This window comes from Pseudomonas sp. 10C3, assembly GCF_036346185.1.
Taxonomy (GTDB): domain Bacteria; phylum Pseudomonadota; class Gammaproteobacteria; order Pseudomonadales; family Pseudomonadaceae; genus Aquipseudomonas.
Genome location: NZ_JASJVE010000018.1, coordinates 41,384 through 59,562, shown reverse-complemented (window position 1 = coordinate 59,562; position 18,179 = coordinate 41,384). Strand labels below are relative to the sequence as shown.

The 18,179-nt window shown below is 56.7% G+C and carries 20 protein-coding genes; 7 read left to right on the top strand and 13 right to left on the bottom strand.

All coding sequences use genetic code 11. The features are described 5' to 3' along the window. Positions 1-122: 122 nt before the first annotated feature. Genes QN399_RS18340 through QN399_RS18330 form a run of 3 tightly spaced genes read right to left on the bottom strand, consistent with a single transcriptional unit; the run spans position 123 to position 3,716 of the window. Positions 123-1,487 carry an aspartate aminotransferase family protein gene (locus QN399_RS18340; RefSeq protein WP_330201374.1) on the bottom strand — a complete coding sequence of 455 codons (1,365 nt, stop codon included), beginning with the start codon at positions 1,485-1,487 and terminating at the stop codon, positions 123-125. A gap of 55 nt (positions 1,488-1,542) precedes the next feature. After that, entirely contained in the window at positions 1,543-2,901 is a 1,359-nt protein-coding gene (locus tag QN399_RS18335) for a glutamine synthetase family protein (RefSeq protein ID WP_322177385.1), read from the bottom strand. A 38-nt stretch (positions 2,902-2,939) separates the two neighbouring features. Beyond that, on the bottom strand, positions 2,940-3,716 hold the full coding sequence (locus QN399_RS18330) for a gamma-glutamyl-gamma-aminobutyrate hydrolase family protein (RefSeq protein ID WP_322177384.1): 777 nt from the start codon (positions 3,714-3,716) through the stop codon (positions 2,940-2,942). A 278-nt stretch (positions 3,717-3,994) separates the two neighbouring features. Here QN399_RS18330 and QN399_RS18325 point away from each other — a divergent pair, with 278 nt between their 5' ends. Further along, positions 3,995-5,371: a glutamine synthetase family protein gene (locus QN399_RS18325; RefSeq protein ID WP_322177383.1), complete on the top strand. Its 1,377-nt coding sequence runs from the start codon at positions 3,995-3,997 to the stop codon at positions 5,369-5,371. Between the two features lie 108 nt (positions 5,372-5,479). Beyond that, complete coding sequence (locus QN399_RS18320; protein ID WP_322177382.1) at positions 5,480-6,121, top strand: TetR/AcrR family transcriptional regulator; 642 nt, start codon at positions 5,480-5,482, stop codon at positions 6,119-6,121. A 111-nt stretch (positions 6,122-6,232) separates the two neighbouring features. Here QN399_RS18320 and QN399_RS18315 read toward each other — a convergent pair whose 3' ends face one another. The 5 genes from QN399_RS18315 to QN399_RS18295 form a co-directional block, all read right to left on the bottom strand. Next, complete coding sequence (locus QN399_RS18315) at positions 6,233-6,448, bottom strand: molybdopterin-binding protein (RefSeq protein WP_219063645.1); 216 nt, start codon at positions 6,446-6,448, stop codon at positions 6,233-6,235. A 51-nt stretch (positions 6,449-6,499) separates the two neighbouring features. After that, the gene (gene ssuB, locus QN399_RS18310) at positions 6,500-7,315 is read right to left on the bottom strand and encodes an aliphatic sulfonates ABC transporter ATP-binding protein (protein WP_323566094.1); all 816 of its coding nucleotides are present in this window, start codon (positions 7,313-7,315) and stop codon (positions 6,500-6,502) included. Then, a complete protein-coding gene (gene ssuC, locus QN399_RS18305) occupies positions 7,312-8,109 on the bottom strand; it encodes an aliphatic sulfonate ABC transporter permease SsuC (protein WP_322177380.1) in 798 nt (265 codons plus the stop codon). The genes ssuB and ssuC overlap by 4 nt, the downstream gene beginning before the upstream one ends. 28 nt (positions 8,110-8,137) lie before the next feature. Then, positions 8,138-9,103, bottom strand: a complete 966-nt coding sequence (locus tag QN399_RS18300; RefSeq protein ID WP_322177379.1) for a sulfonate ABC transporter substrate-binding protein — start codon at positions 9,101-9,103, stop codon at positions 8,138-8,140. A gap of 265 nt (positions 9,104-9,368) precedes the next feature. Continuing rightward, entirely contained in the window at positions 9,369-10,007 is a 639-nt protein-coding gene (locus QN399_RS18295; RefSeq protein ID WP_322177378.1) for a peroxiredoxin, read from the bottom strand. Positions 10,008-10,356: 349 nt separating this feature from the next. Here QN399_RS18295 and QN399_RS18290 point away from each other — a divergent pair, with 349 nt between their 5' ends. After that, positions 10,357-11,016, top strand: coding sequence for a histidine phosphatase family protein (locus tag QN399_RS18290; RefSeq protein ID WP_330201373.1), 660 nt, complete (start codon positions 10,357-10,359; stop codon positions 11,014-11,016). A gap of 94 nt (positions 11,017-11,110) precedes the next feature. On the opposite strand, the gene QN399_RS18285 is transcribed toward QN399_RS18290, so the two are convergent. Continuing rightward, positions 11,111-12,454: an OprD family outer membrane porin gene (locus QN399_RS18285; protein WP_322177376.1), complete on the bottom strand. Its 1,344-nt coding sequence runs from the start codon at positions 12,452-12,454 to the stop codon at positions 11,111-11,113. A 597-nt stretch (positions 12,455-13,051) separates the two neighbouring features. Between QN399_RS18285 and tauA the strand changes: the two genes are divergently transcribed. The 3 genes from tauA to tauC are packed head-to-tail and all read left to right on the top strand — an operon-like array spanning position 13,052 to position 15,679. Then, positions 13,052-14,029, top strand: coding sequence for a taurine ABC transporter substrate-binding protein (gene tauA, locus QN399_RS18280; protein WP_322177375.1), 978 nt, complete (start codon positions 13,052-13,054; stop codon positions 14,027-14,029). Positions 14,030-14,048: 19 nt separating this feature from the next. Next, a complete protein-coding gene (tauB, locus tag QN399_RS18275; RefSeq protein WP_322177374.1) occupies positions 14,049-14,843 on the top strand; it encodes a taurine ABC transporter ATP-binding subunit in 795 nt (264 codons plus the stop codon). Next, positions 14,840-15,679 (top strand): taurine ABC transporter permease TauC, encoded by an 840-nt coding sequence (gene tauC / locus QN399_RS18270; RefSeq protein WP_322177373.1) that lies wholly within the window; start codon positions 14,840-14,842, stop codon positions 15,677-15,679. Before tauB ends, tauC begins: the two co-directional genes overlap by 4 nt. Positions 15,680-15,997: 318 nt before the next feature. On the opposite strand, the gene QN399_RS18265 is transcribed toward tauC, so the two are convergent. Next, the gene (locus QN399_RS18265) at positions 15,998-16,438 is read right to left on the bottom strand and encodes a hypothetical protein (protein ID WP_322177372.1); all 441 of its coding nucleotides are present in this window, start codon (positions 16,436-16,438) and stop codon (positions 15,998-16,000) included. Here QN399_RS18265 and trmL point away from each other — a divergent pair. Next, positions 16,437-16,892 carry a tRNA (uridine(34)/cytosine(34)/5-carboxymethylaminomethyluridine(34)-2'-O)-methyltransferase TrmL gene (trmL, locus tag QN399_RS18260; RefSeq protein ID WP_322277867.1) on the top strand — a complete coding sequence of 152 codons (456 nt, stop codon included), beginning with the start codon at positions 16,437-16,439 and terminating at the stop codon, positions 16,890-16,892. The genes QN399_RS18265 and trmL overlap by 2 nt on opposite strands. A gap of 56 nt (positions 16,893-16,948) precedes the next feature. Here the strand turns inward: trmL and secB are convergent, their stop codons facing one another. From secB to QN399_RS18245, 3 genes are read right to left on the bottom strand one after another with little or no spacing between them, the layout of a single operon-like run. Continuing rightward, the gene (gene secB, locus QN399_RS18255; protein WP_322177370.1) at positions 16,949-17,437 is read right to left on the bottom strand and encodes a protein-export chaperone SecB; all 489 of its coding nucleotides are present in this window, start codon (positions 17,435-17,437) and stop codon (positions 16,949-16,951) included. Positions 17,438-17,479: 42 nt separating this feature from the next. After that, complete coding sequence (gene grxC, locus QN399_RS18250) at positions 17,480-17,734, bottom strand: glutaredoxin 3 (protein ID WP_322177369.1); 255 nt, start codon at positions 17,732-17,734, stop codon at positions 17,480-17,482. 1 nt (position 17,735) lies between these two features. Next, complete coding sequence (locus QN399_RS18245; RefSeq protein WP_322177368.1) at positions 17,736-18,149, bottom strand: rhodanese-like domain-containing protein; 414 nt, start codon at positions 18,147-18,149, stop codon at positions 17,736-17,738. Between the last annotated feature and the right edge of the window lie 30 nt (positions 18,150-18,179).

Sequence of the window (18,179 nt, the reverse complement as noted above, 5' to 3'; positions counted from 1 at the left end):
CGCCTTAATACCTGTCCACTGCATACATCAAAAACCAGCCCTGTTTAAAGTGAGTGAAAATCGTTGAACTTGCTACGGTTTCACTCACCTCAATCAAGCACTTTTCCACCCGATCCCAGCACTTAGCCTTGTATGGCACGTAAGGTCAGGTCCAGGCACGTACGAGCCTTGGTCACCAGCTCATCAATCTCAGCAAAACTGATCACCAGCGGCGGCGCAATGATCATGGTGTCGCCCACGGCGCGCATGATCAGGCCGTTATCGAAGCAGAACTGTCGGCAAATCATCCCGACGCCCTTGCCGGTATAACGCTCACGAGTGGATTTATCTTTCACCAGCTCGATTGCACCCAGCAGCCCTACGCCCCGAACTTCACCTACCAATGGGTGATCATTCAGCTCACGTAAACGCTTTTGCAAATAGGGTGCCGTTTCTTCCCGGACGTGCTCGATAATTTTTTCATCGCGCAAAATACGGATGTTTTCCAGGGCCACCGCAGCGGCAACCGGGTGACCGGAGTAAGTGAATCCGTGGTTGAAATCGCCGCCTTCGTTAAGCACGTCGACCACTTCATCGCGCACGATCAAACCACCCATCGGGATGTAACCCGAGGTCAGGCCTTTGGCGATGGTCATCATGTCCGGTTTCAGGCCGTAGAAATCGCTGCCGAACCATTCGCCGGTGCGACCAAACCCGCAGATCACTTCATCAGCGATAAACAGGATGTCGTACTTGGCGAGGATCTCTTTGATCTTCGGCCAGTAGGTGTCGGGTGGAACGATCACACCGCCCGCGCCCTGGATCGGCTCGGCAATAAAGGCGCCCACGTTGTCGACGCCCAACTCGAGAATTTTCTTCTCCAGTTGCTCGGCCGCCCAGACCCCGAATTCATCCGGGCTCATGTCGCCGCCTTCGCCGAACCAATACGGCTGTGCGATGTGGACGATGCCGGGGATCGGCAAGTCGCCCTGTTCATGCATGCCAACCATGCCACCCAAGCTGGCGCCAGCAACGGTCGAACCGTGATAGCCGTTGATTCGGCTGATGATTATTTTCTTGTTCGGCTGGCCTTTGATCGACCAGTAGTGACGCACCATGCGCAGCACGGTGTCGTTGCCTTCAGAGCCCGAACCAGTGAAGAACACATGGTTCATGCCTTCCGGCGCAATATCGGAAATGACTTTGGCCAACTCCAGGACCGGCGGGTGAGCGGTCTGGAAGAACAGGTTGTAATACGGCAGCTCGCGCATTTGCTTGCTGGCGGCATCGGCCAGTTCGTCACGGCCGTAACCGATGGCCACGCACCAGAGACCGGCCATGCCGTCGAGAATCTTGTTGCCTTCGCTGTCCCACAGATAAACGCCCTTGGCGCGAGTGATGATGCGCGGGCCTTTTTCTTTCAATTGTTTGAAGTCGCTGAACGGCGCCAGATGGTGATCATTGCTCAAGGCCTGCCAGACGCGCGTTTGTGGATTGTTATTACTCATGCCGCTCTCTCCGTATTCAAAGTGGCGCGGCCGACCATAGCCGCGCCCATCATAATCAGACCGCGAACAGCAGGAACTCACGTTCCCAAGAGCTGATCACGCGCTTGAAATTCTCATGCTCGGCACGCTTGACCGCGACGTAACCGACAATGAATTTCTTACCGAGGTATTTTTCGATTGTCTTGCTGTTTTCCATTCGCTCCAGCGCGTCTTCGATGGTCAACGGCAGACGCAGATTGCGTCGTTCATAACCACGCCCCACGACCGGCGCACTCGGATTGATTGCTTCGACCATCCCGATGTAGCCGCACAGCAGGCTCGCCGCGATGGCCAGATACGGGTTGGCGTCGGCACCCGGCAGGCGGTTTTCCACCCGACGGTTTTGCGGACCCGCATCTGGCACCCGAAGGCCCACGGTCCGGTTCTCTTCACCCCACTCCACGTTCACCGGTGCCGAAGTATCAGGCAGGAAGCGGCGGAACGAATTGACGTTCGGCGCGAACAACGGCAACAGCTCGGGGATGAATTTTTGCAGGCCACCGATGTGGCACAGGAACAACTCACTCATCGAACCGTCTTCGTTGGAGAAGATGTTTTTGCCGGTGGCGATATCGATCACGCTCTGGTGCAAGTGCATGGCGCTGCCTGGTTCGCCGGTCATCGGCTTGGCCATGAAGGTTGCCGCCACGTCGTGCTTCAGCGCGGCTTCACGCATGGTCCGCTTGAACACCAGAATCTGGTCGGCCAGCGACAACGCATCACCGTGACGGAAGTTGATTTCCATCTGCGCCGTGCCGTCTTCGTGGATCAGTGTGTCCAGGTCCAGATTCTGCAGTTCGCACCAGTCGTAAACATCCTCGAACAACGGGTCGAATTCGTTGGCAGCTTCTATAGAGAACGATTGACGACCGGTTTCCGGGCGACCGGAGCGACCAATCGGCGGCTGCAACGGGAAGTCCGGGTCTTCGCAACGCTTGGTCAGGTAAAACTCCATTTCCGGGGCCACAATCGGCTGCCAGCCCTTGTCGGTATAGAGTTTCAGGACTTTCTTCAATACGTTGCGCGGCGACAGCTCGATCGGGTTGCCTTGCTTGTCGTAGGTGTCGTGAATCACCTGAGCCGTCGGTTCGATGGCCCATGGCACCAGGAACACCGCGTTCTGGTCCGGGCGGCAGATCATGTCGATGTCCGCCGGGTCCAGCAGTTCGTAATAGATGTCATCTTCGACATAATCGCCGGTGACCGTTTGCAGCAACACACTCTCGGGCAAGCGCATGCCTTTTTCGGCGATGAACTTATTGGTCGGTGAGATCTTCCCGCGAGTAATCCCAGTGAGGTCGGCAATCATGCATTCGACCTCAGTGATCTTGTGCTCTTTCAACCAATCGGTGAGCTGGTCGAGATTGGTACTCATAAATACCTCAGGAGGTAGACACCTTGGCCCCGAAGGGGTCAGGCACTTTCTGACGCGGCTGCGTCGCGTTGTATTGCCCGCTTTCTACAGGCATCGCCAAATGCCTGGAAAATCGCAAGATAATGCGGATTCGAGGTCACTTGCCACTCGGGGTGCCATTGCACACCTAAAGCAAAACCCGAGCCTGCCGCGACCGAGACCGCCTCGATCAACCCGTCAGGCGCCAGAGCCTCGACGCGCAAGCCCGGCGCCAGACGCTCAACGCCCTGACCATGAATCGAATTGACTTGAATGTCGCTTGGCAGGCCAAGGCCCGCGAGCACGCCGCCCGGCTGGATATGCAGGATATGGCTTGGCCCGTACTGGACTTCGAGCGGCTCGTTATCCTGTTCACGGTGGTCCATGAATGTTCCAACTTCATGAACACGCTGATGCAGGCTGCCACCGAAGGCCACGTTCATCTCCTGAAACCCCCGGCAAATTCCCAACACCGGTACGCCCGCCGCCACAGCAGCACGAATCAGGGGTAGAGTAGTGCGGTCACGATCAGGATCATGAGCGGTGCCCGGCGCGCTGGCTGGACCGTCGTAATAGGAGGGGTCGACATTGGAGGGCGAGCCGGTGAACAGGAGTCCATCGACGCTGGCGAGTATCTGGGCCGTGTTAAATAATTCAGCCAGTGACGGCAATATCAGCGGCAAGCCCTTGGCAGCGATTGCGACTGCGCGGACGTACTTGTCGCCACTGATGTGATAACTGTGCAGACCGATCTGCTTGGTGCAGGCGGTCACGCCGATTAACGGCAGGCGAGACATGGAACCCCCGAGTATTATTGCTGTTATGGGTTGCAATCGAGCTTAGCCTTGTTCATTTTTTTTCACAACACCCCCGTAAAAAATAGAACACAGCCCGCTCAAGCCCGCAGATTCCAAGGCTGTCAAAACGCAATACTTGCCCTAATTTGCGGCAAAAACGGCCTCTGAGCGCTTTTTGAGTGCAAAAAAGAGCTCTATTGACTTCATGATGGCTTTCGGATTGACTGAATCCCACGAAGCTCGATGATTGATATTTTTAACAACAAAGGTGTTGCATCATGTCGGTACCCCCGCGTGCCGTTCAGCTTAACGAAGCGAACGCGTTCCTTAAGGAACATCCTGAGGTTCTGTACGTTGACCTTCTGATTGCAGATATGAATGGTGTGGTGCGTGGTAAGCGCATAGAACGCACCAGCCTCCATAAGGTTTACGAGAAAGGCATTAACTTGCCTGCCTCTTTATTTGCCTTGGATATCAATGGCTCAACGGTGGAAAGCACCGGTCTGGGTCTGGATATCGGTGATGCTGACCGAATCTGTTATCCGATCCCGGGCACCCTGTGCAATGAGCCGTGGCAAAAGCGCCCAACCGCGCAACTGCTGATGACCATGCACGAAATCGAAGGCGAACCCTTCTTTGCCGACCCCCGCGAAGTACTGCGTCAGGTCGTCAGCAAGTTCGACGAAATGGGCCTGACTATCTGCGCCGCATTCGAACTTGAGTTCTACCTGATCGATCAGGAGAACGTGAACGGTCGCCCACAACCTCCGCGCTCGCCGATTTCCGGCAAACGCCCTCACTCGACTCAGGTTTACCTGATCGATGACCTGGACGAATACGTCGACTGCCTCCAGGACGTTCTGGAAGGTGCCAAGGAACAAGGCATCCCGGCTGACGCCATCGTCAAGGAAAGTGCCCCGGCGCAGTTCGAAGTGAACCTGCACCACGTTGCCGACCCGATCAAGGCATGCGACTACGCGGTACTGCTCAAGCGCCTGATCAAGAACATCGCTTACGACCACGAAATGGATTCGACCTTTATGGCCAAACCCTATCCGGGTCAGGCGGGTAACGGTCTTCACGTCCACATCTCGATCCTTGATCGCGATGGTAAAAACATCTTCACCAGTGAGGATCCCGAGCAGAACGCCGCATTACGTCACGCGATCGGCGGTGTGCTCGAGACCCTACCGGCATCAATGGCGTTCTTGTGCCCGAACGTTAACTCCTATCGTCGTTTCGGCGCACAGTTCTACGTGCCGAACTCGCCGTGCTGGGGCCTGGACAACCGGACGGTCGCGTTGCGCGTTCCGACCGACGCTCCCGATGCCGTGCGTATCGAACACCGCGTAGCCGGTGCCGATGCCAACCCGTACTTGCTGCTGGCCTCTGTGCTGGCGGGCGTGCACCACGGCTTGACCAACAAGATCGAGCCAGGCGCCCCCGTAGAAGGCAACTCCTACGAGCAGAACGAACAAAGCCTGCCCAACAACTTGCGTGATGCCCTGCGCGAGCTGGACGACAGTGAAATCATGGCGCGCTATATCGACCCGAAATACATCGATATCTTCGTCGCCTGTAAGGAAAGTGAGCTGGAAGAGTTCGAACACTCCATCTCCGACCTCGAATACAACTGGTACCTGCACACCGTCTAACGCTGTGCGATAAAAAGAACGCCGTCGGCCGCAAGGTTGGCGGCGTTTTTTTGTGGCCGCTGCACTGCAACCCGTACAATGCCCACTGCCCAAAACAGGAAATCACCCATGACGCGACTCGCCGCGCCCCGTAAACCCCGCGCACGCAGCCAGGCCCGGATCGACTCGATTCTCGATGCCGCCCGCACGCTGCTTGCCGCCGAAGGGGTGGCCAGTCTGTCGATCTACAGCGTTGCCGAACGTGCGCAAATACCACCGTCTTCGGTTTATCACTTCTTTGCCGGCGTCCCGGCCCTGCTCGAAGCCTTGACCGCAGACGTCCACGCTGCCTTTCGCGCCTGCCTGCAAGCGCCCATAGAACACGAACAGCTGACGAGCTGGCGCGACCTGTCACGACTGGTCGAGCAACGGATGTTGAGTATCTACAGCGCCGATGCCGCCGCCCGCCAACTGATCCTCGCACAACACGGCCTGACCGAAGTCACCCAGGCCGACCGGCAGCACGATATCGAGCTCGGCAATCTGATGCACGCGCTGTTCGCCCGGCACTTCCAGCTCCCTGCCCTGCCGGACGATGTCGACGTGTTTGCGTTGGCGATGGAACTCGGCGACCGGGTTTACGCCCGTTCGGTGCAGCTCCACGACCAGATCACCCCGCGCCTGGCCGAAGAAGGCATGCGGGTGTTCGATGCGTACCTTGGATTGTATTTACCGCCGTATCTGCCCAAGAAACACATCGCCCCCCTGTAGGAGCGCGCTTGCCCGCGATAAGACGGGGCAAGGGCGCTTACATGGATTGCGTTTTTCACATAAAAAACCCCGAAGGGCTTTGGCCGTCCGGGGTTGTCTGCAACGCATCGATCACAGCTTGGCGATCGATACCTCAGTGGATTTGACGAAGGCGATCACTTCGCTGCCAACCACCAGCTCCAACTCTTTGACCGAGCGGGTAGTGATCACGGAAGTGACGACACCTGACGCTGTTTGTACGTCGATTTCCGACAACACCGGGCCTTCGAGGATTTCTTTGATGGTGCCTTTGAACTGGTTACGAACGTTGATAGCTTTAATAGTCATGATGTATTTCCTGTAAGAGTTGGGGGTTCAAACGGTATCGGTACGGTTCGGTTATTGGGCCCAACGCAACTGCGTGGGCAACGGTGATACGGGCTCCGGTTCAGGCGGCGAGCCGGGTATCTGCAGCACCCGGTTCAGTACTTGGGTTTCAAGCGCAGCCAGGCGATGAGAGCCACGTACCCTTGGACGAGGCAGGTCTATCATCACGTCGAGGCCGACCTGGCCCTCTTCAATCAGGATCACCCGATCAGCAATCGCCACGGCTTCGCTGACATCATGGGTGACCAGCAACACGGTGAAGCCATGCTGTTGCCAAAGGCGTTCGATCAGTTGCTGCATCTCGATACGGGTCAGTGCATCCAGCGCACCTAGGGGCTCATCGAGCAGCAGCAGTCGCGGTTGGTGAATCAATGCCCGAGCCAGGGCCACGCGCTGCTTTTGCCCGCCGGACAAGGCTGCCGGCCATTCATCGGCGCGCTCCGCCAGGCCCACAGCATCCAATGCGTCCAAAGCGCGTGGGCGCCAGTTGCCCTGTAAGCCAAGACCCACGTTATCGATAACTTTTTTCCAGGGCAGCAACCGCGCTTCCTGAAACATCAAACGGGTATCTTCCAGCGCATCACTGAGCGGTGCTGACCCCGCCAGCAGTTCACCGCCAGTCGGTTTATCAAGACCGGCCAACAAGCGAAGCAGGGTGCTTTTGCCACAACCGCTACGACCAACCACCGCGACGAATTGCCCCGCCGGGATATGCAGATCGATATCGCGAAGCACCTCGCGCTGACCGAAGGTTTTGCGCAGCTTGCGTACCGCCAGCGGAATACCGCGCAGCAGGTGGGGCGGCTGTTGCTGCTTAAGACTGCTCATACCGCACCGCCTTTTACCGTTTGATACGCCGGATGCCAGCGCAGCCAGACACGCTCCAGACCGCGCGCCGCAAGGTCCGCCAGCTTGCCGAGCACCGCGTAAAGAAGAATCGCCAGGACCACCACATCGGTCTGCAGAAACTCCCGGGCATTCATTGCCAGGTAACCGATTCCTGAACTGGCGGAAATGGTTTCAGCCACGATCAGGGTCAACCACATAAAGCCCAGAGCGAAGCGCACCCCCACCAGAATCGAGGGCAATGCGCCCGGTAAAATCACCTGCCGGAACAATGCGAAACCGGACAGGCCATAGCTGCGTGCCATTTCCACCAGCGCCGGATCAACGTTGCGAATCCCGTGATAGGTGTTCAGGTAAATCGGAAACACGGTGCCCAACGCCACCAGAAAAATCTTCGCAGACTCGTCAATGCCAAACCACAGGATCACCAACGGAATAAGCGCCAGATGCGGCACGTTGCGAATCATCTGCACCGAGCTGTCGAGCAGGCGTTCACCCCATTTCGACAGGCCTGTGATAAAGCCCAGCGCCAGGCCGAGACCACCGCCAATGGCGAATCCGATCCCGGCACGCCAGCCACTGATTGCCAGGTGCTTCCAGATTTCGCCGCTGCGCACCAGGCTTATGCCCGCTTCGATGACGGCGCTCGGCGCCGGCAGGATGCGAGTCGAAAGCCAGCCCGCGCTGACCGAGAGTTGCCAGACCGCCAACAACAAGACTGGAAGTGCCCAAGGCGCCAGCCTGTGAATGATTTTTTGCGAAGCACTGAGGCTCATGGAGTTGTCTCCTCTAGGGGCCTGTTGATTACTGAGCCGTGGCTACTTTGGCCGGGGGCGTCCAGATCACGTCTTTGATGCTCAGCGGCTTGGGAATCAACTTGAGCTGGTAAAAGGTGTCAGCGATTTTCTGCTGCGCCGCGACCACGTCTGGGCTGATGAACAGTGCCCCGTAACCTTGGCGTTTGACGGCGGTGCGGGTGATGTCCGGCGTCAGGCCGAGCAATGGCGCGACCTGTTGGGTCACTTCATCGGGGTTGGCCTTGGACCACTCGCCGACGGCGCGAACTTCCTCGACCAATGCCTGAATCACTTGCGGATGTTTTTCAGCGTACGGCTTGGTTGCCAGATAAAACTGATGGTTGTCGACGATGCCGGTGCCGTCACGAAGAGTGCGCGCTTGCAGTTGTTGCTCGGCGGCCGCTTGGTAGGGGTCCCAGATAACCCAGGCATCCACACTGCCGCGCTCGAAAGCGGCACGCGCATCGGCCGGCGGCAAGAATACGGTCTGGATATCGCTGTACTTCAGACCAGCATCTTCAAGCGCACGCACCAGCAGGTAATGCACGTTGGAGCCTTTATTCAGTACGACTTTTTTGCCTTTGAGGTCCTTTATCGACGTGATCGGTGAATCTTTGGGGACCAGAATCGCTTCACTGGTCGGGGCCGGCGGCTCATACGCGACATACAGCAGGTCGGCACCGGCCGCTTGAGCGAACACGGGCGGTGTTTCGCCGGTCACGCCAAAATCGATGGAACCCACGTTCAGCCCTTCCAGCAACTGCGGACCACCCGGAAACTCGGTCCATTGCACTTGCACGTTTTGCTCGGCGAGGCGCTTCTCCAGCGTGCCTTTGGCCCTCAACAAAACCAACGTGCCGTACTTCTGATAACCGATGCGCAGGGTTTCTGCCTGAGCTTGAGTAATAGCGCCGAAGGTGACAGCCGCAGCAAACAGAGCGACCAAGCTTCGACGCAAAATGACAGTGCGCATGGCGCTCTCCTTTGCTGTAGCTATGAAGTTGCACCTGCTTGCCCGTTGGCGGGTGAGTAAGGTGGGGTTAGCGATTTCGCTAAGTGAACAGACATTAACAGGTGTTTTTTATATCTATAAATCTTATTTTTTCATTTGTTTATTCTTAAATTGCATATGCAATTTAAGCGCATGAAATTAGCAGGCCTCCAAATCGCAGATGAAAAAAAGGGCCGATTCAACGGCCCTCTTTTCAACAAAAAACAACCTCACCAGACAGCGAGGCTTATCGGTTAGGTTGCGGCGTCAGACGCAAGTAAGGCGTGACGGCCTTATAGCCTTTGGGGAAGCGTTTCTTGATTTCGTCTTCGTCCTTGATCGACGGCACGATGACCACGTCATCCCCGTCCTGCCAATTGGCCGGCGTTGCGACTTTGTAGTTATCGGTCAGTTGCAGCGAGTCGATGACCCGCAGGATTTCATGGAAATTACGCCCGGTGCTGGCTGGGTAGGTGATGGTCAGGCGAATTTTTTTGTTCGGATCGATCACGAACAGCGAACGCACCGTCAGGGTGTCGCTGGCATTGGGGTGGATCAGGTCGTACAGGTCCGACACCTTGTGGTCGGCGTCGGCCAGGATAGGGAAATTAACGATCGTGTTCTGGGTGGTATTGATGTCGTCAATCCACTTGATGTGGGAATCGACCGAATCCACCGACAGCGCAATCGCTTTAACCCCGCGTTTGGCAAATTCATCCTTGAGCTTGGCCGTAAAACCCAGCTCAGTGGTGCACACCGGCGTGAAGTCGGCCGGGTGGGAAAACAATACACCCCAGCTGCTCCCAAGCCACTCATGGAAATGGATTTTCCCCTCACTTGATTCCTGCTCGAAGTCGGGGGCGATATCGCCGAGTCGTAGGCTCATGGTGCGGCTCCTGGTTGACTATGAAGCGCCCTACTTTGCACCGATCCAAAAGAAATAAAAAAGAATGAATTTTAATTTGTTTATTCATTTTGAATCTAAAGAACCTCACTGCCTTCCTCTGCCCCCTTCAACTCAGCAAGGCTCTCACCCAGGACGCCCGGAACAGTTAAATTTTCACGCCTATTTCACCGTTCATTGACGTATGGACCTGCACACTAACCTCCTACTGGTGCTATTGGGCGTCGGGTTCAGAACCTTCACCCGTTGGAACGTATTTTGTTGTTTATCTGATGACGCGTTACAACGCTGAGAATTGCCGTGGGAGCGGTTTAAACATGGAGTACAGACTTTGCTGAGCGGAACCCGACGTTTGTTCCATCCAAGTAACTTCGCAAAAAACAAAACAAAACTGGCCGCGTTAGTCTGTGTAGCCGCTTTGGCAAGCGTGACATTTTTCCTGTTGAAACCCGCTGCGGTTCCTGACCTTGCAAAAGGCAACAACGTCACGATCACCGACTTCAAATCACGCTGGGCTCAAGGTGACATGATCGTCCTCGTGCGCCACGTCGAGCGCTGCGATCACTCCTCTGCGCCTTGCCTGGGCCCCGCAGACGGCATCACCCTGCCGGGCAAAAGTGTCGCCGAAGCCGTAGGGCAACACTTTCAAACGCTCGGTCTGGGGAAGGCCGACATTTACAGCAGCCCTATGACCCGAACGGCACAAACCGCAGCCTTCATGTTCAACTACACGGGCGCGGGTCAGGAGTGGCTGTCCAATTGTCGGCAAACCATGCTCAGCGACTCGCTTCAACACAAAGCGAAGAACCGCAATCTTGTTCTGGTGACCCACAGCGAATGCATGAACGCGCTGGCGAAAACCATGAAGTTTCGTGACTCACCGACGCCCGACTACGGATCGTCGCTGTTCATCACGGTTGATGATCAACAGCAACCCCATTTGCTCGGTTTTATCAACGCGAACGATTGGCCGAAAGTCCTGGCCAATTGAATTCAGCTGATAGCAAATAGTGTTGCACCGTCTGGACCATGAAAACCCAGACAACAAAAAGCCCCGCAAGCGGGGCTTCTTGTACTCAATACACTTACAGGAAAGAGTAGGTGTAGTTGAAGATCAGACGAGTCTGGTTTTGGGAATCAATACCAGTACCGTCGCCACGGTAAGCGCCGTTGCTCAGGGTGGTGCCGAAGCCTTTGAGGTAACCGGTCTGGATCACGTAATCCACACGCATGTCACGTTCCCACTCGGAGTGATCTACACCCGCGAGAGTCTTGTCTTTGATGTTATCGCCACTCAAGTAAGCGATCGAGGCTTTCAGGCCCGGAACGCCAAGCCCTGCGAAGTCATAGGTGTACTTACCGAACGTGGTGTTCTCACCGGCACGAACGAAACCATTGATCATGGAGTCAGTGAACAGGTAGAAGCTCGGGCCGCCGTTGCCTTCGTTTGCACCAGATGCCTTACCATTTGTAGTGACATTACCCTGGTTCAGGTAGACGAAACCGCCGTCGTTGCTGACACGCTGGTGACCCAGCAAGAACGAGTTGCCACCCAGTTGGTAGGTGAACATCGCACTCCAGGTGGTGTTATCAACCTCTCCTGGTTTCTTGGCGTAACCACCGTTGTTGTTGAACGCGTACCCAGCATCACCGGCGCTGCTCTTGCCATCGGAACTGCTGTTGAAATAGCGCACATCGGTTTTGAACGACTGATTGTCGCCGATTGGCAGAACGTGTACCAAGCCGAGGAAGTGCTGTTTGTAGAAGTCTTCCAGATTCGCGTAGTAGTACTGCAAGGTCAGGTCTTTAGTAACCTTCCAGTCAGCACCGGCGAAACGGAACTGGTTGCTGTCCATCGTGGCGCCGTTAACCGACAGGCCAGTGCTGTTGGTGGTTGCACGGCCGGTGGAGTGCTCCAGTTGACCACCGACAAATGTTACGTTGTCGAGGTCTTTGGAGGTGATGATGCCACCGTCGTAGTTCGCCGGCATGGTGCGGCTGTCGTTAGCCGTCAGAATCGGCAGTTGTGGGGCCAAGGCGCCACCCACGTGCAATTCTGTTTTGGAGTAACGGAACTTGACGTTCGCGTCGCCACGAGCAAGGTCATGTACGGCAGAGTTGTCGTGATCGCTTGGCCAGAATGTGTTTGGATCTGGATGGTTACCACGGCCACCATCAAGGTGCAGCCCGTAAATCAGCTGTGCGTCAACACCGACGCCAATGACGCCTTGGGTGAAACCGGAAAGGTAATCGAGTTTCAGAACCTCAGCCGTTTCGCGCTGATCTGCTTTGCCGGAATGGTTGTCATTGTCGAAGAAAAACGTACGGGAACTCAGGTTCAGCTTGCTGTCTTCGATGAAACCAGCAGCACCGGCTTGTTGGGCCAAAACCCCTACTGCGATGGCCAAAGCCAAGGTGGACTTGTTCATTGTTTCGCTCCTCGTGTATCTAATTTTTGTATTTCCACGGGTCTTGAGGCAAAAGCTCAAGCCCGCAGATGCGCGATTAGCGCCAGACCCGACCTGTTGAGTCAATGGTTACTGGTCGCTTCGAGACTAATTGATTAGACCGCGCGTGCGGGTCGCTGCACGGTAATCAAAAATTCCTCAACCTAAAAGGTATTACTTAATATTTTTTAGATCATCGAGTTATAAGTGACAAACTGTTTCTGTTCGTCGAGCCGGAGTGTATCGACCTCATGACTTAATTCCCAAAAATATTTCGGCGCGTTTTTCAGCAGGGAGTCTATTTTCTCCCACCAAATTGCCGACGTTCAGACCGACCGGTCACGTAATCGCCCAGTAATACTAAAGGATAAGGCGTTTTTGCTTCCCTACCCGTCGTCGATACCGGCCACACATATAGTCACACTTTTATGACTGGACGATGACAATTGGCCACTCAGCCATCGCTCCCAGAGAAATTCCCCTCATAAGCTAATACCAATAAGTTATTTACTTAATGTTTCTTAGATCATTTAGTCTCTATTTCAGCCGAACCTCGACCGCCTGATCTGGAGCTTTCAAATGAAACTACACACCCCCTTACGCGTGTTGGCGGCCCTATCCCTGGTCACCACAACTCTTCTCGCGCACGCCGCAGATTTTACCGTCGCGTACCAAACCACCGTCGACCCGGCCAAAGTTGCGCAGGCCGACGGGGCTTATGAAAAGGCCACCCACGCCAAGGTCGACTGGCGCAAATTCGACAACGGTGCCGACGTCATCACCGCCATCGCCTCGGGCGACGTACAGATCGGTTACCTCGGCTCAAGTCCGCTGACCGCTGCGGCTACACGTAAATTACCGATCGAAACCTTTTTGATCGCTACCCAGATTGGCGCCTCGGAAGCGCTGGTCGTGCGCAACGGTTCGGGCATCAATTCGCCCCAGGACCTGATCGGCAAAAAAGTCGCTGTACCGTTCGTTTCCACCGGCCACTACAGCCTGCTGGCGGCGTTGAAACACTGGAATATCGACCCGTCCAAAGTGCAGATCCTCAACCTTGCTCCACCTGCGATAGCGGCCGCCTGGAAGCGCGGCGACATTGACGCCACCTACGTTTGGGACCCGGCGCTGGGTGTTGCCAAAGAAACCGGCAAAGTGCTGATCACTTCTGGCGACCTGGCCAAGCTCGGCGCCCCGACGTTCGATGCGTGGATCGTGCGCAAAGACTTCGCCGCCAAGCACCCGGAAATCGTCAGCGCATTCGCCAAGGTCACCCTCGACGCCTACGCCGACTACCGCAAAGACCCGACCGCCTGGCTCGCCAACAGCGGCAATGTCGACAAGCTGGTGAAATTGTCAGGTGCAAAACCTGCTGACATTCCCGTGCTGCTGCAAGGCAATGCGTACCCGCTGGCCGCCGATCAGGTTGTCGCGCTGGGCGCACCGACCATCGACGCGGTGACCAAGACGGCTGCGTTCCTCAAGGAGCAAGGCAAGGTCGATGCAGTACTGGCCGATTATTCCCCCTACGTAAGCGCCAAGTTCATCACTCAATAATCAGTCAGGGGTTCTTGTCATGGCCTTATTACAGCTGGAGCGCATCAGCGCACAGTACCCCGGCGCAGTCGAGCCGGTACTGGCGGATATTTCCCTGAGCCTGGGCCCGCAGCAGTTGCTGGTCGCACTCGGTCCGTCCGGCAGTGGCAAGACTTCGCTGTTGAATTTGATCGCTGGTTTCGTCGAGCCCAGCGCCGGGCGCATTACCCTTGATGGCGTTGCCGTCAGAGGCCCAAGTGCCGAGCGCGGCGTGGTGTTTCAGGACGATGCCCTGCTGCCTTGGCAGGATGTTCTGGCCAACGTTGCCTTCGGTCTGCAACTGGCGGGAGTACCACGCACCCAACGTGAATCCAAAGCGCGGGAAATGCTGGCGCTGGTGGATCTCGCCGGGTTCGAGCAGCGGCGTGTCTGGCAGCTGTCCGGCGGGCAAAAACAACGCGTCGGCCTGGCCCGTGCCTTGGCCGCCGACCCGCGAGTATTGCTGATGGATGAACCCTTCGGCGCCCTTGATGCGTTTACCCGCGAGCAGATGCAGGAGTTGCTCCTGCACGTCTGGCAACGCACCGCCAAACCGGTGTTCCTGATCACGCATGACATTGAAGAAGCGGTATTTCTCGCCACCGATTTGATCCTGCTGGCCCCCCATCCGGGGCAGATCGTCGAGCGTCTGCAACTGGACTTCGGTCAGCGTTACGCGGCGGGCGAATCGGCGCGCGCACTCAAATCCGACCCGCGATTTATCGAGACCCGCGAGCACGTCCTGTCCAGGGTCTTTTCTCAACGCAGTATCCCGACATGGGAGCAGCGCGCATGAGCAGCTACGAATTACCGGTCACCGTGAAGGCCAGCAATAGCCCGTCCACCCTCGTACCCCTGCGCCGCAGCCTGAGCACCCGATGGATCAGCGTTCTGACTCTGGTGACCCTGCTGGCCATCTGGTGGGCAGTCACGGCGGCCGAATGGATTGAACCCCTGTTCCTACCGCCACCGGCGGCGGTGCTGGAAAAAGGCTGGCTGCTGGCAACCAAGGGCTATATGGATTCCACGCTCTGGCAGCATCTAGGCGCCAGCCTGCAACGTATCGGCCTGGGTCTGGGTTTCGCTGTGCTGACGGCCATTCCAATCGGCATCGCGATCGGTCATAACCGGATCGCCCGGGGCATCTTCGATCCGCTTATCGAGTTCTACCGGCCCATTCCACCGCTGGCGTACCTGCCATTGATCGTGATTTGGTGCGGCATTGGCGAGCTGTCCAAAGTGCTGCTGATCTACCTTGCGATTTTTGCGCCGATTGCGATCTCCACCGCTACCGGTGTGCGCACCGTAGACCCGGCAAAAATCCGCGCCGCGCAATCGCTGGGTGCAACGCGCTGGCAGCTGATTCGTCATGTGATCCTGCCCAGCGCCCTGCCGGACATCTTGACTGGCGTGCGCATCGGTCTGGGAGTGGGCTGGTCAACGCTGGTTGCTGCTGAACTGATCGCCGCCACCAGTGGCCTGGGCTTTATGGTCCAGTCGGCGGCGCAGTTTTTGGTCACCGACGTCGTGGTGCTGGGCATTCTGGTGATCGCGCTGATCGCTTTCGCCATGGAAATGGGTCTACGCGCCCTGCAACGTAAACTGGTGCCATGGCACGGCCAGACCCACTGACTAGCTCACGGGATCATCACCCCATAGGGGATAAACCGTTTAAGGCAGGAATACTGCGTGATGTCATTCGCGAAGGGCGAGAAATGCATCACTTTGGGAACCTGGCGTGCCTGGGTGCGCACATTATGTGCAGGAATACGGATCAAGAAACCGACCGAAACGTTTCGTACCTTCATTCGAAAATCGCGAAAAGCCCGCTTTTAAAGGCCTGAGCAACGAAAATAAGCATTTCCACTCAAACTGGCACGCCACCTGCAATAGGTTAATTAACACCAGTTTTGGGGACCTTGGTACAGGCAGGCCGGGGATTCCCCTCTTTTATTCCTCCCGGAGGCTAATCTCCAGTCTCCAGCGCCCGTCCACCTTTGCACCGCGCCAGTCGCCGTGCAATGGACGGGCCGCCATCAGGTTAAGCAACAACCCCTTGTCACTGCGTTGTACCCTCCAGCGAACATCCTTCCCGTTTAGCTTGAACGCTCCGCGCTGCGCCACCCCGTGCACGTTGAACAGCAATGCCACCGCGCCTTCAATCTCCTCGCCATGCACTTGCGGCTCGTGGTTGAACCACACTGCCAGCCCGTTGGGCAGCGCCTCGATTTGTTGCAGCTCCAGCGGGTCGGGAGCGGTCAAACGGCCGATCATCAGACCCACCATGACCCCGACAATTGCCATAGAACCAAGAACTCGCGGCCAGAGCTTCGGTCGCGGGTCCTCTTCAGGAGTAGAATGCAGCCCGTCTTTCAGTTCGGAGCCGTGCATGTTTCACGTCATCCTTTTTCAACCAGAAATTCCGCCGAATACCGGCAACATCATCAGGCTGTGCGCCAATAGTGGCTGCACCCTGCATTTGATCGAGCCGTTGGGCTTCGAACTCGACGACAAGCGCCTGCGCCGGGCCGGACTCGATTATCACGAGTACGCCACTCTGCATCGCCATCCCGACCTGCCCAGCTGCCTGGAAAGCCTCGGGCACCCACGGCTGTTTGCTTTTACCACAAAAGGCTCACGGCCTTTCCACCAGGCGGCCTTCGAAAAAGGCGACGCCTTTCTTTTCGGCCCGGAAAGCCGTGGCCTGCCAGCGGACATACTCGACGCCCTGCCGAGCGATCACCGCCTGCGCCTGCCTATGCGTGAAGGCTGCCGCAGCCTGAACCTGTCCAACACCGTAGCCGTAGCCGTGTATGAAGCCTGGCGTCAGCTGGATTTCGCCTAAGTACGCGCCATAAAAAAGCGCCCCGAGAGGCGCTTTTTTCAATCCCAGCGTGTCGCTTATTGCACAGTCTGGCCTTCACCCGACTCTTGCATACGGGCCAGCTCTTGCGCATACAACGCGTCGAAGTTGACCGGCGCCAGCATCAGCGCAGGGAACGAACCACGCACGACAAGGCTGTCGATCGTTTCGCGAGCATACGGGAACAGGATGTTCGGGCAGAACGCGCCGAGCGTGTGGCTCATGGCGGCTGCGTCCAGACCCTTGATCAGGAAGATCCCGGCCTGCTGCACTTCAACGATGAAGGCTACTTCGTCGCCGTTATTAACGGTGACCGACAGCGTCAGGACCACTTCATGGAAGTCGCCTTCCAGAGCGTTTTGACGGGTGTTCAGATCCAGGCTGACGCTTGGAGTCCATTCCTTGCGAAAAATCGCCGGGCTTTTTGGGGCTTCGAACGACAAGTCACGAACATAGATGCGCTGCAGGGAAAACTGCGGTGCTTCATCTTCGGTTGCTACACCGCCGTTGGTCGGTTGGTCAGTCATCTTAGATCCTTCTTACTTTTAAGGTCTTGTAGGGTTTCGGATTCAAGCCTGAAGCAGCGCATCCAGCTTACCGGCGCGCTCCAGGGCAAACAGGTCATCGCAACCGCCCACATGCAAGGCGCCAATCCAGATTTGCGGGACTGACGTGCGCCCGGCTTTCTTGGTCATGTCGGCACGAACTTGAGGCTGGCCATCGACTTTGATTTCTTCGAAGGCCACCCCTTTGCTCTGCAGCAACTGCTTGGCGCGCATACAGTAAGGGCACCAGTCGCTTGAATAGACGATGACGTCAGCCATTTTATTTCACCAAAGGAAGATTATCGGCGCGCCAGGAGGAAATGCCACCCGACAGCTTGGCTGCGGTGAAGCCGGACTTGAGCAATTCACGCGCAGTGGCGCCAGCGTGCTGGCCCATGGCATCAACAATGATCAGGGTCTTGGCCTTGTGTTTTTCCAGCTCGGCGATACGAGCGATCACCTTGTCCTGCGGGAAGTTCAGTGCGCCGACGATATGGCCTGCCGCGAAATCCTTGGCGTTACGCACATCGATAACCACGCCCTGATCGCTGTTGACCAGCGACGTCAGCTCACGGGTACTGAGGCTGCGGCCGCCTTTGCTCAGCTCGTATGCAATCAGCAGAGCCAACAGAACGACGAAAGCGCCAGCGAGCAAATAGTGGTTAGTGGCAAATTCAATCAGGTGAGCAACCATCAGTAGGTTCCAGGGCGTTAAAATGTCGGC

Excerpts from the sequence above, each read along its gene's own strand:
- QN399_RS18340 (WP_330201374.1), bottom strand. The coding sequence starts at position 1,487 with ATGAGTAATAACAATCCACAAACGCGCGTCTGGCAGGCCTTGAGCAAT.
- QN399_RS18335 (WP_322177385.1), bottom strand. The coding sequence starts at position 2,901 with ATGAGTACCAATCTCGACCAGCTCACCGATTGGTTGAAAGAGCACAAG.
- QN399_RS18330 (WP_322177384.1), bottom strand. The coding sequence starts at position 3,716 with ATGTCTCGCCTGCCGTTAATCGGCGTGACCGCCTGCACCAAGCAGATC.
- QN399_RS18325 (WP_322177383.1), top strand. The coding sequence starts at position 3,995 with ATGTCGGTACCCCCGCGTGCCGTTCAGCTTAACGAAGCGAACGCGTTC.
- QN399_RS18320 (WP_322177382.1), top strand. The coding sequence starts at position 5,480 with ATGACGCGACTCGCCGCGCCCCGTAAACCCCGCGCACGCAGCCAGGCC.
- QN399_RS18315 (WP_219063645.1), bottom strand. The coding sequence starts at position 6,448 with ATGACTATTAAAGCTATCAACGTTCGTAACCAGTTCAAAGGCACCATC.
- ssuB (WP_323566094.1), bottom strand. The coding sequence starts at position 7,315 with ATGAGCAGTCTTAAGCAGCAACAGCCGCCCCACCTGCTGCGCGGTATT.
- ssuC (WP_322177380.1), bottom strand. The coding sequence starts at position 8,109 with ATGAGCCTCAGTGCTTCGCAAAAAATCATTCACAGGCTGGCGCCTTGG.
- QN399_RS18300 (WP_322177379.1), bottom strand. The coding sequence starts at position 9,103 with ATGCGCACTGTCATTTTGCGTCGAAGCTTGGTCGCTCTGTTTGCTGCG.
- QN399_RS18295 (WP_322177378.1), bottom strand. The coding sequence starts at position 10,007 with ATGAGCCTACGACTCGGCGATATCGCCCCCGACTTCGAGCAGGAATCA.
- QN399_RS18285 (WP_322177376.1), bottom strand. The coding sequence starts at position 12,454 with ATGAACAAGTCCACCTTGGCTTTGGCCATCGCAGTAGGGGTTTTGGCC.
- tauA (WP_322177375.1), top strand. The coding sequence starts at position 13,052 with ATGAAACTACACACCCCCTTACGCGTGTTGGCGGCCCTATCCCTGGTC.
- tauB (WP_322177374.1), top strand. The coding sequence starts at position 14,049 with ATGGCCTTATTACAGCTGGAGCGCATCAGCGCACAGTACCCCGGCGCA.
- tauC (WP_322177373.1), top strand. The coding sequence starts at position 14,840 with ATGAGCAGCTACGAATTACCGGTCACCGTGAAGGCCAGCAATAGCCCG.
- trmL (WP_322277867.1), top strand. The coding sequence starts at position 16,437 with ATGTTTCACGTCATCCTTTTTCAACCAGAAATTCCGCCGAATACCGGC.
- QN399_RS18265 (WP_322177372.1), bottom strand. The coding sequence starts at position 16,438 with ATGCACGGCTCCGAACTGAAAGACGGGCTGCATTCTACTCCTGAAGAG.
- secB (WP_322177370.1), bottom strand. The coding sequence starts at position 17,437 with ATGACTGACCAACCGACCAACGGCGGTGTAGCAACCGAAGATGAAGCA.
- grxC (WP_322177369.1), bottom strand. The coding sequence starts at position 17,734 with ATGGCTGACGTCATCGTCTATTCAAGCGACTGGTGCCCTTACTGTATG.
- QN399_RS18245 (WP_322177368.1), bottom strand. The coding sequence starts at position 18,149 with ATGGTTGCTCACCTGATTGAATTTGCCACTAACCACTATTTGCTCGCT.